Source organism: Tessaracoccus sp. MC1756 (genome assembly GCF_014164735.1).
Lineage (GTDB): Bacteria > Actinomycetota > Actinomycetes > Propionibacteriales > Propionibacteriaceae > Arachnia.
On the sequence record NZ_JACJFZ010000003.1, the window covers coordinates 214,423 to 228,873 of the forward strand.

The 14,451-nt window shown below is 69.2% G+C and carries 15 protein-coding genes; 6 read left to right on the top strand and 9 right to left on the bottom strand.

What is annotated here, in order from left to right:
* Positions 1 to 15: 15 nt before the first annotated feature.
* On the bottom strand, positions 16 to 987 hold the full coding sequence (rpsB, locus tag H5393_RS10125; RefSeq protein WP_182766546.1) for a 30S ribosomal protein S2: 972 nt from the start codon (positions 985 to 987) through the stop codon (positions 16 to 18).
* A 333-nt stretch (positions 988 to 1,320) separates the two neighbouring features.
* Between rpsB and H5393_RS14900 the strand changes: the two genes are divergently transcribed.
* Positions 1,321 to 2,214, top strand: a complete 894-nt coding sequence (locus H5393_RS14900; protein ID WP_182764826.1) for a peptidoglycan DD-metalloendopeptidase family protein — start codon at positions 1,321 to 1,323, stop codon at positions 2,212 to 2,214.
* 20 nt (positions 2,215 to 2,234) lie between these two features.
* Positions 2,235 to 3,908 carry an AMP-binding protein gene (locus H5393_RS10135; RefSeq protein WP_182766547.1) on the top strand — a complete coding sequence of 558 codons (1,674 nt, stop codon included), beginning with the start codon at positions 2,235 to 2,237 and terminating at the stop codon, positions 3,906 to 3,908.
* 1 nt (position 3,909) lies between these two features.
* On the opposite strand, the gene H5393_RS10140 is transcribed toward H5393_RS10135, so the two are convergent.
* A complete protein-coding gene (locus H5393_RS10140; RefSeq protein WP_255436446.1) occupies positions 3,910 to 4,815 on the bottom strand; it encodes a tyrosine recombinase XerC in 906 nt (301 codons plus the stop codon).
* 92 nt (positions 4,816 to 4,907) lie between these two features.
* Here H5393_RS10140 and def point away from each other — a divergent pair, with 92 nt between their 5' ends.
* Positions 4,908 to 5,537, top strand: coding sequence for a peptide deformylase (gene def / locus H5393_RS10145; RefSeq protein WP_182766549.1), 630 nt, complete (start codon positions 4,908 to 4,910; stop codon positions 5,535 to 5,537).
* Position 5,538: 1 nt separating this feature from the next.
* Here def and H5393_RS10150 read toward each other — a convergent pair whose 3' ends face one another.
* The 3 genes from H5393_RS10150 to H5393_RS10160 are packed head-to-tail and all read right to left on the bottom strand — an operon-like array spanning position 5,539 to position 7,824.
* The gene (locus H5393_RS10150; protein ID WP_182766550.1) at positions 5,539 to 6,513 is read right to left on the bottom strand and encodes a cation diffusion facilitator family transporter; all 975 of its coding nucleotides are present in this window, start codon (positions 6,511 to 6,513) and stop codon (positions 5,539 to 5,541) included.
* The gene (locus H5393_RS10155) at positions 6,510 to 6,992 is read right to left on the bottom strand and encodes a transporter substrate-binding domain-containing protein (RefSeq protein ID WP_220488335.1); all 483 of its coding nucleotides are present in this window, start codon (positions 6,990 to 6,992) and stop codon (positions 6,510 to 6,512) included. Before H5393_RS10155 ends, H5393_RS10150 begins: the two co-directional genes overlap by 4 nt.
* Before the next feature lie 58 nt (positions 6,993 to 7,050).
* Positions 7,051 to 7,824 (bottom strand): RNA methyltransferase, encoded by a 774-nt coding sequence (locus H5393_RS10160; RefSeq protein ID WP_182766551.1) that lies wholly within the window; start codon positions 7,822 to 7,824, stop codon positions 7,051 to 7,053.
* A gap of 26 nt (positions 7,825 to 7,850) precedes the next feature.
* Here H5393_RS10160 and H5393_RS10165 point away from each other — a divergent pair, with 26 nt between their 5' ends.
* The 3 genes from H5393_RS10165 to H5393_RS10175 are packed head-to-tail and all read left to right on the top strand — an operon-like array spanning position 7,851 to position 11,126.
* Positions 7,851 to 9,569: a bifunctional chorismate-binding protein/class IV aminotransferase gene (locus H5393_RS10165; RefSeq protein WP_182766552.1), complete on the top strand. Its 1,719-nt coding sequence runs from the start codon at positions 7,851 to 7,853 to the stop codon at positions 9,567 to 9,569.
* Entirely contained in the window at positions 9,566 to 10,537 is a 972-nt protein-coding gene (locus tag H5393_RS10170) for a bile acid:sodium symporter family protein (protein WP_182766553.1), read from the top strand. Before H5393_RS10165 ends, H5393_RS10170 begins: the two co-directional genes overlap by 4 nt.
* The gene (locus H5393_RS10175; protein WP_182766554.1) at positions 10,530 to 11,126 is read left to right on the top strand and encodes a pentapeptide repeat-containing protein; all 597 of its coding nucleotides are present in this window, start codon (positions 10,530 to 10,532) and stop codon (positions 11,124 to 11,126) included. The genes H5393_RS10170 and H5393_RS10175 overlap by 8 nt, the downstream gene beginning before the upstream one ends.
* 16 nt (positions 11,127 to 11,142) lie before the next feature.
* Here H5393_RS10175 and H5393_RS10180 read toward each other — a convergent pair whose 3' ends face one another.
* The 4 genes from H5393_RS10180 to fabI are packed head-to-tail and all read right to left on the bottom strand — an operon-like array spanning position 11,143 to position 14,440.
* On the bottom strand, positions 11,143 to 12,330 hold the full coding sequence (locus H5393_RS10180; protein WP_182766555.1) for an SPFH domain-containing protein: 1,188 nt from the start codon (positions 12,328 to 12,330) through the stop codon (positions 11,143 to 11,145).
* A gap of 26 nt (positions 12,331 to 12,356) precedes the next feature.
* Positions 12,357 to 12,833, bottom strand: a complete 477-nt coding sequence (locus H5393_RS10185; RefSeq protein ID WP_255436447.1) for an NfeD family protein — start codon at positions 12,831 to 12,833, stop codon at positions 12,357 to 12,359.
* Complete coding sequence (locus H5393_RS10190) at positions 12,830 to 13,615, bottom strand: ABC transporter ATP-binding protein (RefSeq protein ID WP_182766556.1); 786 nt, start codon at positions 13,613 to 13,615, stop codon at positions 12,830 to 12,832. Before H5393_RS10190 ends, H5393_RS10185 begins: the two co-directional genes overlap by 4 nt.
* A gap of 51 nt (positions 13,616 to 13,666) precedes the next feature.
* Complete coding sequence (fabI, locus tag H5393_RS10195; protein ID WP_182766557.1) at positions 13,667 to 14,440, bottom strand: enoyl-ACP reductase FabI; 774 nt, start codon at positions 14,438 to 14,440, stop codon at positions 13,667 to 13,669.
* Positions 14,441 to 14,451 lie beyond the last annotated feature (11 nt).

Here is a 14,451-nt window from a genome sequence, read left to right on the forward strand (position 1 = left end):
ACTTGATCGATTGGGTCAGTTGGCGTCGGTGGTGTCGGCCTCAGCGGCCTCTTCAGCGGCAGGAGCCTCGGCGGCAGCCTCTTCAGCGGCAGGAGCCTCGACGGCAGCCTCTTCAGCGGCAGGAGCCTCGACGGCAGCCTCCTCAGCGACAGGAGCCTCGACGGCAGCCTCCTCAGCGACAGGAGCCTCGACGGCAGCCTCTTCAGCAGCGGGGGCCTCAGCCTTCTCGGCGCCCAGGAGTTCGCGCTCCCAGTCGGGCATCGGCTCGGCGGGGGTCTCCTCGCCGGAGCGGCTGGAGGAGCGCTCGATGAGGCCGTCGGCGACGGCGTCGGCGATGATGCGGGTCAGGAGGGCGACGGAACGGATGGCGTCGTCGTTGCCCGGCACCGCGAAGTCGACCATGTCGGGATCGCAGTTGGTGTCCAGGATGCCGACGATCGGGATGTTCAGCTTGCGGGCCTCGTCAACGGCGAGGTGTTCCTTGTTGGTGTCGACGATCCAGACGGCCTGCGGGGTGCGCACCATGTCACGGATGCCGCCGAGGGTCTTGTCGAGCTTGGTGCGCTCGCGGTCCAGCTGCAGCAGTTCCTTCTTGGTGAGGCCCGAGCCGACGGTGTCGGTCAGGTCCATGCCCTCGAGCTCCTTGAGGCGCTGGATGCGCTTCGAGACGGTGCCGAAGTTGGTGAGCATGCCGCCGAGCCAGCGCTGGTTCACGAAGGGCATCCCGACGCGGGTGGCCTGGTCGGCGATGGCCTCCTGGGCCTGCTTCTTGGTGCCGACGAAGAGCACCTGGCCGCCGCGCGCGACGGTGGACTTGATGAAGGCGTATGCCTTGTCGATGTAGCTCAGCGAGAGCTGCAGGTCGATGATGTAGATGCCGTTGCGCTCGGTGAAGATGAAGCGCTTCATCTTGGGGTTCCAACGACGGGTCTGGTGACCGAAGTGAACGCCGGACTCGAGCAACTGGCGGGTGGTGACGACTGCCATGGTCGTGCCTTCCTGTGGTGCGGCTCTGCCGCACCTGAATCTGGTGGACTGGGTCCACGGGTGGTTGATGGGGCCCCGGAGGGGCCTTCTCCTGATGCGCCCGGTGCCGCACCTTCATCCAGTTGGTTGAAGGACCACGCGGCCACCGGCGGTTCCCCGCGCAGCGCATGCGATGTCAACCCAGACGGGTTGCAGGGTCCATGCTATCCGGACGGAGGGCGCGGGCTCAAATCTGGTGACGCCGTCAACCAGTGCGGAGAACGCGGGTCGCGACTTGTCCACAGCCCACCGGCGCCGTGGTGATTCCGCAGTGGCGTTGACCACAGTGCTGACGTGCGAACCGTGCCTGCCCTCATTCTCTCCGTCCTCATCATCGCCGGCGCCTCGGTCCCTTCCTGGGCGGACCTCTCACTCACCGCCCCGCTACCGGGCCGGGTGGTGCGCGCCTTCGACGACGTCGGCCGGTTCGCGGCCGGCCACCGCGGCGTGGATCTTGCCGGGTATCCGGGCGACGAAGTCGTCGCGGCCGCGGCCGGCACCGTGCACTTCGCCGGGTCGGTCGCAGGCACCGGCACCCTCTCGATCGACCACGGCAACGGTTGGCGCACCACCTACCAACCGATCCGGGCCACCGTCCACACGGGCGACACCGTGGCAGCCGGGCAGCGGATCGGCACCCTGCTGGCCGGTCACTGCGACGAAGCGGCCTGTCTCCACTGGGGACTGACCGACGGGGAGCGGTATGCGGACCCCGGCGCCTATCTGGTGACGCCGGTGGTGCGGCTGCTTCCCAGGGGATCGGTGCCCGTCCGCCCTCCGTCGATCAGTTCGGCCCGCACCGCGGCCCTGGGTGGAGCCCCCATCGACGGACCCGTCACCTCCAGCTACGGCATGCGCCGCCACCCGGTGACCGGTGTCACCAAACTGCATGACGGGGCAGACTTCGGCGCTCCGTGCGGCACCGCCATCAGCCTGCCCCTGGCAGGCACAGTGCGGTCGGCCGGCTACCACGGCGGCTACGGCTACCGGGTCATCGTCAACCACGGAGGCGGCCTGAGCACCGCCTATGCGCACCTCCCCCGCGTGACGGTGACGGCCGGGCAGCGGCTCAGTGCCGGGCAGACGGTGGGCGTCGTGGGCAACACGGGGCTGTCCACCGGGTGCCATCTCCACTGGATGGCCTGGCAGGACGGGGGCCTCATCGATCCCCTCACGCTCCTCGGGTGATTGAGCACTACCGTTGCACCATGACCACGACGCCGTTACCCGCCCCTGACTGGACCCGCTTCTACCAGCCGGGAGTACCCGCCCAGATCGAGCTGCCCACCGAGTCCCTCACGGACATGTGCGAGCGGTCCTGCCGAGAAGGGGCCTCCAAGGTGGCCACCGAGTTCTTCGGCGGCATCATGACCTACACGCAACTGGGCGAGCGGATCGACCGCGCGGCGGAGGGCCTCCGGCGTCTGGGGGTGGTGGCTGGCGACCGGGTGGCGATCCTGCTGCCGAACTGCCCGCAGCACCTCGTCGCGTTCTACGCCATCCTGCGCCTCGGCGCCGTCGTGTGCGAGCACAATCCGCTGTCCACCGAGCGGGAGCTCGAGGAGGTCTTCGTCGACCACGGTGCGAAGGTCGCCATCGCCCTGGATCGGGTGCTGCCGAAGCTGCGCAGCCTCTCCACCAAGCCGCTCGTGGTCAGCGTGAACCTGTTGGACGAGTTCCCCACCGTCAAGCGCCTCCTGCTGGGGCTCCCCGTTCCCTCGCTCCGTCAGAAGCGGGCGCAGCTCACTGACGGCAGCACTGGCGACCTCACGTGGAAGCAACTGCTGGGAGGTCCTGCACTGGACCCCACCCATCCCCGCCCCACGATCGACGACCTGGGCGCCATCCAGTACACCTCCGGCACCACGGGCGTGCCGAAGGGCGTGATGCTGACGCACCTCAACATGTACGCCAACGCCCTCATGGGAGCGGCCTGGATGCACGGCGCCCAGACCGGGCGCGAGGTCAGCTACGCAATGCTGCCGATGTTCCACGCCTTCGGCATGGTGCTCTACGTGACGTTCGGCGTCTACAAGCAGGCGCACCAGGTCCTGTTCCCCCGCCCCGACGTGGAGATGGCGCTGGCGGAGATGAAGAAGAACCCGCCGTCGATCTACTGCGCGGTGCCGCCCATCTACGAGAAGACGGCCAACGGCGCCAAGGCGAAGGGCATCGATCTCTCCGGTGTGAAGTGGTGCATCTCCGGTGCCATGACGCTGCCGGACGAGACGGTGGCGCTGTGGGAGTCCGTCTCGGGCGGTCTCCTGGTGGAGGGCTACGGCCTCACCGAGTGCGCCCCCATCGCGATGGGCAACCCGTTCAATGGGACACGCAAGACCGGCACGATCGGCATCCCGTTCCCCTCGACGCTGCGGCGCGTGGTGGATGAGGACGGCCGTGACGTCGGCCCCGGCGAGGCCGGCGAACTGTGGGTCAAGGGCCCGCAGGTGTTCCAGGGCTACTGGAACCGGCCGGAGGCCACCGCGGAAACGAAGACGCCGGACGGATGGCTGCGCACCGGCGACGTCGTGACGCTCGACGAGGAGGGTTTCGCCACCATCGTCGACCGGCTCAAGGAGATCATCATCACCGGCGGTTTCAACGTGTCGCCGAGTGAGGTGGAGCGCGTGCTGCGCCAGCACCCCTCGATCGAGGATGTCGCCGTGGTGGGCGTCAAACAGGAGCGCGGTGACGAGCAGGTCACGGCCGCCGTCGTGGCCAATGCCCCCATCTATGAGGCGGAGATCCGATCGTGGGCCAAAGAGCGGTTGTCCGCATACAAGGTGCCCCGCCGCGTGGTGACGGTGGAGGAACTGCCCACCTCCATGATCGGGAAGGTGCTGCGGGGCCAGGTCCGCGACCAGATCAGGCCCCTGCTCTGATTCACGCCCTCGGGTGCGCCTGCCGGAAGGCCGCGCGCAGGCGCTCCGAGGTGACGTGGGTGTAGATCTGGGTGGTGGCCACGGACGCATGGCCCAGCATCTCCTGCACGCTGCGCAGGTCCGCGCCGCCCTCGAGCAGGTGCGTGGCCATCGCGTGGCGCAGCCCGTGGGGGCCGATCTCCGCCCCCGGCCCGGCGGCCGCCGTCGCCTCGTGGACCACCCGCCTCGCGACCCGCGGGTCGAGCGCGCCGCCTCTGGCGCCCAGGAAGACGGTGTCGGGGCTCGACGGCGTGCTGACCGCTGACCGTACCCGCAGCCAGGCCTCGACCGCGCGGAGGGCGGGGAGCCCCAGCGGCACCGTGCGTTGCTTCCCGCCCTTGCCCAGCACGCTGACGGAGCGACGCTCGCGGTCCACGTCGCGAAGGGTGAGCGTGCACACCTCGGAGACCCGCAACCCGCTCGAGTACAGCACCTCGACCAGCGCGAGGTCGCGCACCGCGATGGGGTCGCCGTCCTCGGCCGCGCGGTTCTCGGCCGCGGCCAGCGTCTCGGACACGGCACCGGTGGCCAAGACCCTTGGCAGCCGCCGCTGCCGCTTCGGCGCCTTCAGCCGGACGGCCGGATCAGCCCCCACGACACCCTCCCGCACCGCCCAGGCGAAGAACCCCCTGACGCACGCGACGCGGCGCTGCACGGTGGACGCGGCCGCGCCGTCGTCGCGCATGACGCCCAACCAGGCCCGCAGCATGGAGAGCGTCACTTCGCCGGGCGCGACGTCGGCGAAGGTGGCCAGGTCGCGGAGGTCCGTGGCGTAGGCCCGCACGGTGTGCGGGCTGAGGCCGCGCTCCGCGCCGAGATGCGCGGCGTAGTCGTCGAGCAGCGCCGGCCAGCCGTGGGCGAGTTCCATACCTGCCATCCTCCCCCGGCAGTGGCAGCCGCGCGCCAGCGACACCCGGTGCGGCATACTTGACCGTCGTACCCGAACCTTGAAGGAGCACAATGGCTGAGGCCGATCTCACCCAGGGCGGCAAAGTTCTGCCTATCACCCGTTGGGGCACCCCGGTGATGCACAAGCAGACGGAACCAGTCACTGAGTTCGGCGAGGAACTCCACCAGTTGATCCGGGACATGTGGGCCACCATGAGGGCTGCGGAGGGAGTTGGGCTGGCGGCCACGCAGGTGGGCGTCGGCGCCGCCGTGTTCGTCTACGAATGCCCCGACGCGGACGACAGGATCCACCGCGGCGTGGTGTGCAACCCCGTCGTGACGCTGCCGGAGGGCAAGGACCGCAACCTGGACGCCGCTGAAGAGGGCTGCCTGTCGTACCCCGGCGGCTACCAGAGCGTGGCCCGCCCCGATCTGGCCACCTGCACGGGCCAGGACGCCTACGGAAACGAGATCACGGTGAAGGGCACCGGCCTGCTCGCTCGCTGCCTGCAGCACGAGACAGATCACCTGGGCGGCACGGTCTTCGGCGACCGCCTGTCCGCGCGGGCCCGTCGCCAACTCGACAAGAAGGTCGAGGAGTTGGCGTGGCGCTATCCCGACGACTGGCCGGTTTGCCCCAAGCGCGCAGCGGTCCCCACGCGCCAGGCCGAGGCACCGGCGTCGCCAGGCGGGGAGGACTGACCTAAGCGGTCGACGTCTCGTCGATGTCGGAGGGAAGCTCCATCACGGGCACGACGACGGTGTCCAGCGCCTTCCAGTCCGTCTCGCACAGTTGATGGCGCAGCGCGTCGAGCTCGATGGTGCCCGGGTGGTGGCCCGCCGCGGGCACGACGAAGACCTCGGAGTGGAAGACGTGCCCCATGTCGCGCACCCGGACCGCGGCCTCACCCACCCACGCCTGGCTCAGCGCCGTCTCACGCAGTTTCCCGATGACCGGGTGCGGGTCCCTGGAGGCGATGGGGGTGGCCCTCTCGTCGAGGAGCGTGGCGATGGCGATCCGGAGGTTGGTCACGCCGTCCTTGACGATGCTGGCCGACACCAGGATGGCGGCGGCTGAATCCGCCCACCAGAGCCCGAAGCCGATGCCTGCGACGCCGGCGACGGTGGCCAGTGCCGTGGACCAGTCCGCCTTCAGCATGTCCGCGTCCGCGGAGAGCAACTGGTCGTGCAGTTCCTCCGCCAGCTTCATCTTCATGCGGCCGAGGATGACGGCAGGCACCACCGTCAGTGACATGACGATCATCATGGGCCAGCCGGCCCAGAACGTCTGGCCGAACAGCGACATGACGCCCACCGGCGGCTTCTCCGCCATCGCCAGGGCGCTGGCGCCGTTGTAGAGGAGCGACAGACCGAACGCCAGCAGCGCGACGGCGGCCACCAGATGGCCGGCCGACATCGCCCGGTGATGGCCGTAGGGGTGCTTCGGGGACCTGCTCTTGCTGGCCCGCCACACTCCCAGCAGGAAGGCGATGGGCGGGAGCAGCGCCAACATGTCCTCCACGAAGGCGGTGCGCATGGCCTGCGACTGGCCGGCCACCAAACCGACGGCGACGATGATGATGACCATCACGACGAGGGAGATCCACTGTAGCCTGACCGCCTTGTGCAGCGCCTCCGATTTCTCCGGCGGCAGCGCGGAGTAACCCCGGCCCTTCATGGCTTCAGCCCTTCCCCGATCAGGAAACGCTCCAGGCTGGACAACAGTGCGTTCTCCCCCATGCGTGTGGCGAAGACCAGCTTCTGCTCCTTGCCGTCCGGGCCGGCGGCCTTCCCGTAGGGCCGCGTCATGGCCGCGTGCGTCGTCCACGGCGACTTCGAGGTCAGGCCCCCGGCCACGACGTCGAGTTCGCCGAGCTTGATCTTCTCCATGAGTTCGCTTTCGGCGCCCTCGACCCACTCGATCTCCGCGCCGATCGACTCGGCGTACCTGGTGAGGATCTCGGCCTCGGGGCCGGTGACCGCGCCCTCGTCCGAGATGTCGACGTGGGGCGGGTGAGCCGAGACACCGACGGTGAGGCCACCGTCCATCGCCCGCAGCAGGGTGTCCTCGGGGTCACGCGGGTACTCCGGTTCACTGCAGCCGGCCAGCAGCAGCAGCGCCGTCACCAACGTCAGCAGTCGCAGCAGCGCCTTCATGCCCGCAGTCTGCCAGCACCGTGGGCCATTCGGCGGGCGATGGAGCCCGGCGCGCTGGTCAGCGCAGCTGGTACGCGAGGATGGCCGCGGCTGTGGCCACGTTCAGCGAATCGACGCGGTCCGTCATGGGGATCCGGACGTGGTGCTCAGCGGCGGCGAGCCAGCCTCGGCTCAGGCCCTGGCCCTCGGTGCCGAGCATCAGGGCCACCTTGTCCGGGGCCTCGAAGGCGTCGAGCTCGACGGCCCCCGGGGCGATGCTCGAGGCCACGACGGTGAACCCGGCCGCGCGGACCCGCTCGAGGTCCGCGTTGCCGCCCATCCGTCGCCAGGGCAGCACGAGCGAGGCGCCCATCGAGCCCTTGATGGCGCGGCGGTAGAGCGGGTCGGCACTCCCCTCCGACACGATGACGCCGTCCCAGCCCAGCCCGGCTGCCAGCCGCATGATCACGCCGAGGTTGGCGTGGTCGACGATCTCCTCGCACAGGATCAGCCGCCGCCCCGCGAGCAGCGCGTCCCAGGGCGCCTCAGGCAGCCGGTCGAACGAGCCCAGTGCACCGCGGTGCACATGGAAACCGCTGACCTCCTCGATCATCTTCTCCGTGCCCAGGTAGACAGGCACGTCGGGATGGGCGGTCAGGAGGGGGGCCAGCTGCTCGAGCCACCGCGGTTGCAGCAACAGGGCGCGCGGCCGCGCGCCAGAGGTGAAGGCCCGCTCGATGATCTTCAGCCCCTCCGCGATGAACCGGTCCTCGGATCGTCGCAGCTGGGCATCGCGCAGGGCCACGAAGTCCGTCAGGCGCCCGTCTGCGGGGTCACTCACCTCGATGATCACGGTGTCAGGCTATAGCCTTGCTGCTCATGGACCCGTTCGTGCTGCTCGACGACGCCCTCGCCGGGCGGGCCACGCTCATGACGGATCTCGCCCGGGTCGACAGTGTCACTCTGGGCACCATCGACGCCTCCTTGGACGCCGGCTGGCGCGAGGGGTTGCACGCCTTCGCGTGGTTGCCGTACGACATGGGCGAGGCGGCCCTCGGCATCGGCGGGGACGCCCGCGGCGCCCTCTTCTGGTTCGCCGACCGCTCCGAGGTCGACGCCGAGGAGTTCCTGCCCCATTCCCCCGCCTGGCTGACCGGCACCGCCCATGACGTGGACCGAGACCAGTTCAGCGGCGGCATCGGGGCGGTCAAGGAGGCCATCGCCTCAGGCAGCACCTACCAGGTCAACTACACGCACCGCATCCTCTCCAGAGCGGTGGGAGATCCGCGGGCGCTGTACCGCCGGCTGCGCTCGCGCCAACCCGTCTCGTTCGGCGTCCTCGCGCACCTCCCCGAACCGGCGGCCCCGTGGACGCTGAGCCTGTCGCCCGAACTGTTCATCAACGTCGAGGGCTCCCACGCCGTGAGTAAACCCATGAAGGGCACCGCGCCGGTGACGGAACACCCGAGCACGCTCAGCCGTGACCCGAAGAACCGCGCCGAGAACCTCATGATCGTCGACCTCCTCCGCAACGACCTGAGCCGGGTGGCGGTGCCGGGCAGCGTCGACGTGCCCAGGCTTTTCGAGGTGGAGAGGGTGGGGGGGCTGTGGCAGATGACCAGCACCGTCCGCGCCGAACTCGTCCCCGGCACCACCCCGGGTCGCCTCCTCGCCGCCACCTTCCCCTGCGGTTCCATCACCGGGGCGCCCAAGATCGCGTCCATGCACCTCATCCGTGCGCTGGAGCGCGACCGTCGCGGCCTCTACACCGGGAGCCTGGGCGTCATCGCTCCCGACGACGGCCCGCTCGGCTGGCACATGACGCTGAGCATCGCGATCCGCACCGTGGAGATCGACGGAGGTCGTGCCAGGCTCGGGATCGGCTCCGGCGTCGTGGCCGACAGCACCGCTGACGCGGAATGGGCCGAATGCCGGGCCAAGGCCGCGTTCACAGCCTCGCTGCTGCCCACCGTCCACCTCCGGGAGGCCATCCGCGTCATCGACGGGGTCGCGCCGCTCGCGAACCGGCACCAGGAACGGCTCTCGCGCTCCGCCGCGGCCCTGGGCTTCCCTCCCGTCGCGGGCGTCGTCGCCGAAGCCCTGGGCGAGGTTCCCACCCGGGGCAGGTGGCGGTTGAGCGTCGACCTCGCGCCCGACGGCGTGGTGACCGTGGGAGTCAGCCCGCTCGAAACCGTCGCCACCCCGGTGCGGCTCATCCTGTGCGGTGAGCCGTGGGAGCCGACCCCGCTCGCGGGCTTCAAGACCAGTGACCGCTCGCACTTCGACCGCGCCTCGGCCGCGGCAGCCGAGCGCGGTGCCTTCGACGCCATCGGCTTCGACAGCGGCGGCAGGGTGCTCGAGGGTGCCCGGACCAGCGTCTTCGCCCTCCTGGACGGCCGCTGGGTGACACCTCCGCTCACCCTGGGCATCCTCGACGGCGTGCAACGGGCCGCCGTCCTCGCAGACCCCGCCCTCATCGGCGCCGACGAGATCGACGAGGCTGAGTTCACCGTCGACCGCCTTCTCGGCGCGGAGCGGCTGATCGTGACCAACGCCCTACGCGGCTGCCTCGAAGCGACCCTGGAGACCACTGAATGAAACTGAAGCTCGATCTGACCATGGTCGCCATCCTCGCCAGCCTCGCCCTGGGGCTGCTCCTGCCGCTGGAGGGTGGAGCGGCCGACGTCCTCGACATCGTCACGAAGGTCGCGATCTTCCTGCTGTTCTTCGGCTACGGCGCCAGGCTGTCGACGGAGGAGACGGTGGCCGGGATCAGGCACTGGAAGCTCCACCTCACCATCCTCGCCATCACCTTCGTGATGTACCCATTACTGGCCGTGCCGCTGCTCCCCGTTCCCGAGGGGTTGCTGTCGGAGCCGATCAAGATCGGCCTGATCTTCCTGTGCCTGGTGCCCTCGACGGTACAGTCCTCGATCACCTTCACGTCGCTGGCCGGGGGCAACATCCCGGCCGCGATGGTGTCGGCCACCGCCTCCAACGTGTTGGGCGTGGTGATCACCCCCCTGTTGACGGTGCTGTTCATCCAGTCGTCCAGCGGAGGCTCCATCGGCATGCAGCAGATCTACAACGTCATGGTGCAACTGCTGCTGCCCTTCATCCTGGGACAACTCTCACGGTTCATCACGGCCGGTTTCATGGCCCGGCACCGCACGGGGCTCAAGTACGTCGACCAGGGTGTGATCGTCCTGATCGTCTACGGCGCGTTCTCCGACCTGCGGGCCTCCGGCGCGTGGCGCACCCTCGGCTGGGTGGATGTCGCATGGGTGCTGCCGGTGACCATGGGGCTGCTGGCCTTCACGTTCTGGTTCACCTGGCGCTTGGCGGGCCGGCTGGGCTTCAACCGGCCGGACAGCATCGCGATCATGTTCTGTGGCACGAAGAAGTCACTCGCCACCGGGGTGCCGATGGCGATGGTGCTGTTCCCCACAGCGACCGTCGGCGTGGTCGTCATCCCACTGATGCTCTACCACCAGGTGCAACTGTTGGTGAGTTCCGTCCTGGCCAACAGGCTCGGACGACACCGACAGGAGGACAGCCATGCGTGACCTGGGCGATCTCGGTGACGACGAGGTCTTCGTCGAGGAGACCTTCTCCGGCGCACTGGGGAACAAGGCCCTGAAGGCCATGGAATTCGACGCCTGCACGTTCACGGGCGCCTCCATGCTCGAGGGCCGGCTCTTCGGGGCCATGTTCACGGAGTGCCGGTTCGTCGACTGCGACCTCTCGCTGGCAGACCTGACGAACACGTCGTTCGTCTCGTGCACCTTCGAGCGCAGCAAGTTCGTGGGCGTCGCCTGGGGCAAACTCGGGGCCTCGGGCCTCGGCCAGCCGTACTTCACCGAGTGCAAGCTCGACCTCAGCAGCTTCCAGCGGGCAACCGCGGAGCGTTGGGTGTTCGAGCGATGCTCGCTGACCGATGTGGATTTCTCCCAGACCACGATGATGCGCACCCGCTTCACCGACTGCGACCTCACCGGGGCCCGCTTCGCCGACACGGACCTGCGTGACGTCAACCTCAAAGGCAGCTACGGCTACGGCATCGACCTGACGTCGTGCCGCACGAAGGGCGTGCGCCTGACCCCGGACGACGACGCGCTCGCCCTCCTGCGGCAGTTCGGCATCCAGTTCGACTGACTCTGCGGGGAACGCCTCAGAGCTGCTCGTCGGCCTGCTCGGCCTGCTGCTCCATGTGCTGAGGGTCTCCCAGCGGGAGGCTTTCGGCAGCCTGGGACAGCGCGGGACGGCCCGCAGTCTGCCGCTTGGCAAGCTTGTTCTGTTCGAGGGCCCTCGCGTCGGCGATGGCCTTCTCCACCGTCTCGTCCGAGCGCTGCTTGTCCTTCTCGGCCTGCTCCTCGATCTCCGCGTGCACGTCGACCTTCTTCGGCGCCTGGAACCGGGTGGTGGCCTGCGAGACGTAGTCGCGGACGTCCTGCGCCTCCCCGCCGGCGATCTGCCCGAGGCCCTTCAGCGCGTCGTTGAGTTCGCTGGGCACGATCCACATCTTGTTCGCGTCACCGTTGGCGAGCTTCGGCAGCATCTGCATGTACTGGTACGCCAGCAGCGCCTGGTCCGGCTGCCCGGCGTGGATGGCCTCGAACACATTGGTGATGGCCTGCGCCTCGCCCTCGGCGCGGAGCATGGCCGCCTGCCGCTCGGCCTGGGCGCGGAGCACCTGGGCCTCGCGGTCGCCCTGGGCCCGGAGGATCGCGGCCTCGCGGTCACCGCCTGCCGACAGGATCTGCGACTGCCGCTGGCCCTCCGCCAGCAAGATCTGGGCCCGCTTGTCGCGCTCGGCGCGGGCGCCCTTCTCCATCGCGTCGCGGATGGTGGGCGGCGGCTCGATGGCGCGGAGCTCCACGCGGTTGACCTTGATGCCCCACTTGCCGGTGGCCTCGTCCAGCACGGCGCGCAGCCGCTGGTTGATCTCCTCGCGCGACGTCAGAGCCGCCTCGAGGTCCATGCCGCCGATGATGTTGCGCAGCGTGGTCATGGTGAGCTGTTCGATGGCCGCGCGGTAGTTCTGTGCCTCATAGGCGGCGCGCACCGGGTCGACGATCTGGAAGTAGATGACCGAGTCGATCGACACCATCAGGTTGTCCTCGGTGATCACGCCCTGCGGCGGGAACGGGACGACCTCCTCGCGCATGTCGAGGGTGTAGCGGATCTGGTCGAAGAACGGTACGACGAGGTGCGGCCCTGGCTCAAGGGCCTTGCGGAACTTGCCAAGCCGCTCCACGAGCGCCACCTGCTGTTGGCGGATGATCTTCAGCGTGGCGGCCAGGATCAGCACGACGACCACCGCCGCGCCGATGAGAATGAACAGTGACGGGTCAGGCATCGCTTTTCCTTAGATGGTGGCTGTGGCTACTGCGTGAGAGGGCGGTTACTGGGATAGACGCTGAGGGTGACGCCGTCGATGGAGAAGACCTCGATCTCCTCACCGGCCTCGATGGTGATCGACGGGTCGAAGGAGCGGGCCTCCCAGACCTGGCCGTCCACCTTCACCTCGCCGGCGATCCCGGAGACCATGGCGGTGGCGCGGCCCTTGGAGCCGACGAGGGTGTCGAGGCTGGAGCGGTAGCCCTTGGAGGCGCGCACCTTGGCCAACAGCGTGGGCCGCAGCAGGAAGAGGGTGGCGACGGCGGTGATCAGGGCAACGGCGATCTGGAGCCACACGAGCCCCGGGAACACCAGTGCCACGACGCCGCCAGTGAGCGCGCCGGCGGCGAGCATCAGCAGCGTCAGGTCGAGCGTGAGGAGTTCGGCGGCCGCCAGCCCCATGGCCAGCAGCCCCCACCCGGCCCAGAGGTTGTCGCGGAACCAGTCCATGAACTCGTTCATCGCCGGCTCCGGGCGGCCCAGCGTCCGTCGTGCTGGGTGACGGTCAGGGGCATGTCGAAGGTGGCGCTCAGGTGCTCGTCGGTCAGCGTTGATTCGACCGGCCCGGAGGCTACGACCAGGCCCTCGCGCAGCAGCAGCGCGTGGGTGATCCCCTCGGGGATCTCCTCCAGGTGGTGCGTCACCAGCACGGTGGCCGGCGAGTCCTCGTCGAGGCAGATCTCGGAGAGCGTGTCGACGAGGGCTTCCCGCCCGGCGATGTCGAGGCCGCTGGCCGGTTCGTCCAGGAGCAGCATCTCGGGATCCGTCATCAGGGCACGGGCGATCTGGACGCGCTTGCGCTCGCCCTCGCTCAGGGTGCCGAAGGTGCGTCCGGTGAGCTGGTCGACGCGCAGGGAGGCGAGCAGGTCGTCTGCCCGAGCTTCGTCGTAGACGTCGTACTCCTCGCGCCAGCGGCCGAGGACCCCATACGCGGCCGACAGGACCACGTCGCGAACCTTCTCACGCGCCGGGATCCGCTCGGCCAGCGCGAGCGAGGTGAACCCGATGCGGGGACGCAGTTCGAACACGTCGACCGCCCCGACCACTTCGCCGAGCAGCCCCACAACACCGTCGCTGGGATACATCTGCGCGGACAGCACCTGCAGCAGGGTTGTCTTGCCCGCGCCGTTGGGCCCGACGACCACCCAGCGCTCATCCTCGTGGATGATCAGCGAGATGCGGTCAAGGAGCACATTGTTGCCGCGCTTGATCGTCACGCCTGCCAGTTCTGCCACCGTTGCCATGGCACCAACCCTACCGGCCGACGAATCCCCAGGGACGCGGGACGCGCGGTGTCAGGCGCCGGTCGAGTGGAGCCCGCCGTCGACGTGCACCATCTCGCCGGTGGTGGCGGGGAACCAGTCACTCAGCAGCGCCACGACGGCCTTCGCCGAGGGCACCGCATCGGAGGCGTCCCACGACAGCGGGGCCCGCTCGGCCCAGATGTCGTTGAACGACGACGCACCGGGGATGGCCTTCTTCGCCACCGTGTCCACGGGGCCGGCGGCCACGAGGTTCACGCGGATGCCGTCCGGGCCCAGGTAGCGGGCGAGGTACCGCGAGGTGGATTCCAGAGCGGCCTTCGCCACGCCCATCCAGTCGTACGAGGGCCACGAGTAGCGCGCGTCGAAGGTGAGCCCGACGACCCCGGCCCCGCGGTTGAGCATGGGCTTGGCCGCCATGGTCAGCGACTGCAGGGAGTAGGCCGAGATGTGCATCGCGTTGCCGACCGTCTCCCAGTCGGTGCTGAGGAACGCACCGCCCAGTGCCTTCTCCGGGTCCGCGTAGGCGATGGAGTGCACGATGCCGTCCAGCCCGCCCTCGAAATGCTCGCCCAGCATGGACGGCAGCGCCGCCAGGTGCTCCGGGTCCGTGATGTCGAGTTCGATCAGCGGCGGCACGGTGTCGAGTTTCGCGACGGCGCGCTGGGCGGGGCCGACCGCGCGGCCGGCCGCGGACACCACGACGTTGGCGCCTTCACGCTGGGCGATGTCGACCACCGCGTAGGCGATCGAGGTGCGCATGGTCACGCCGGTGACCAGGATGTTCTTTCCTTCGAGCAGACCCATTGTCCGTTCCT